At 44.9% G+C, this 1,616-nt stretch carries 1 protein-coding gene; it reads left to right on the top strand.

Going from position 1 to position 1,616, the window contains the following annotated elements:
* The first annotated feature begins 88 nt into the window (after positions 1-88).
* Complete coding sequence (locus WKT13_RS13295; protein WP_340324230.1) at positions 89-1,447, top strand: transposase; 1,359 nt, start codon at positions 89-91, stop codon at positions 1,445-1,447.
* Positions 1,448-1,616 lie beyond the last annotated feature (169 nt).

Raw genomic sequence — 1,616 nt, forward strand, 5'->3', positions numbered from 1 at the left:
GCGAATTAGCTGGCTTTTTTGTATCTTTAGGTATTCCCCCGAAAATAAGGTTTGACGGCCAAAACGGGGGAAATTCCACAACTAAGATATGGCAAAGATACAAAATATTTCAGAAATTCATCCAACTTTGGGCTTTACAGAATTTGATATTCTGGAAAAATACCGCAAGAGTTTCACAGAGAGTGAACTCGGTAGACTTCATTCCGTGTTTCCGTTTGAGCGTATGGCAAAGACTATGGGCCTGTCACAGCAGCGTCTGGGACGCAGGAACATATTCAGTCCTTTGGCAAAGATTGCCTTTATGGTGCTGAAGGCGTACACCGGATTCTCCGACAGAGATCTGGTGGAACATCTCAATGGCAACATACACTACCAGATGTTCTGCGGAATCATGATAGATCCGTCTTTTCCCATAACCAACTACAAGATAGTCAGTGCCATCCGCAATGAAATAGCATCCCGTCTTGATATCGGCTCCCTGCAGGAAGTCCTGGCTTCACACTGGAAGCCTTATCTTGACAACCTCCATGTCTGCATGACCGATGCCACATGCTATGAGAGCCACATGCGTTTTCCTACGGACATGAAACTCCTTTGGGAAAGCATCGAATGGCTCTACAGATATATCTGCAGGCATTGTGGGGAGCTTGGCATAAGACGTCCCCGCAACAAATACAGGGATGTAGCGGAGTCCTACCTGTCCTATTGCAAGAAAAGAAAAAGGAAGGCTTCAAGGGCAAGAATGCTCAAGCGTCGTATGATCAGGCTTCTTGAAAAACTCCTCATGCAGAGAGATGAAATTCATAGCCGGTACGGAACCTCGCTCCGATATACCCAGGATTACCAGAAACGTCTTTCCATCATCAGAAAGGTTCTTCTACAGGAAAAGGAGCTGTTTGAAGGACGGAAAGTCAGTGACCGCATAGTCAGCATTGACCGTCATTATGCACGTCCCATTGTAAGAGGCAAGGAAATAAAGTCTGTCGAGTTCGGTGCAAAGGTTAACAACATACAGATAGACGGCATATCGTTCATCGAACACCTCTCTTTCAAGGCTTTCCATGAGGGAATACGCCTGAAGGACTGTATCCGTATGCAGCAGAAGCTCATGAACGTAAGAGTAAGGTGTGTTGCAGCCGATTCCATATATGCCAATAACGCCAACAGAAAGTTCTGTACGAAATACGGAATTTCCACTTCCTTCGTACGCAAGGGAAGGGTGGCAAAGGATGAGCCCCTGAGAAAGATTCTCAGAAGTGAACTTTCAAGAGAGAGGGCCACCCGGCTTGAAGGCAGTTTCGGTACCCAGAAGCAGCATTATTCTCTCTCCAGGATAAAGGCACGGAACAGGAAGACGGAAATCCTTTGGATTTTTTTCGGAATACATACGGCAAATGCCATTCTGATGATTGACAAGATCAGGAAGAGAACAGTTCAAGCGGCATGACATGATTTTACTGACAGAATCGGAAGAGGCCATCTGGCTTCTTCTGTCTTAACGGTTAGAATAAAGAGAGAAAATACAGAAAATTACAATAAAATGGCATATGGAGTGATTATGTTCTATCATCTTCATATGCCATCTTACTTTTTAGGGGACATTTACTGAATATCCC

Source organism: Prevotella sp. HCN-7019 (assembly GCF_037890215.1).
Lineage (GTDB): Bacteria > Bacteroidota > Bacteroidia > Bacteroidales > Bacteroidaceae > Prevotella.

Excerpts from the sequence above, each read along its gene's own strand:
- WKT13_RS13295 (WP_340324230.1), top strand. The coding sequence starts at position 89 with ATGGCAAAGATACAAAATATTTCAGAAATTCATCCAACTTTGGGCTTT.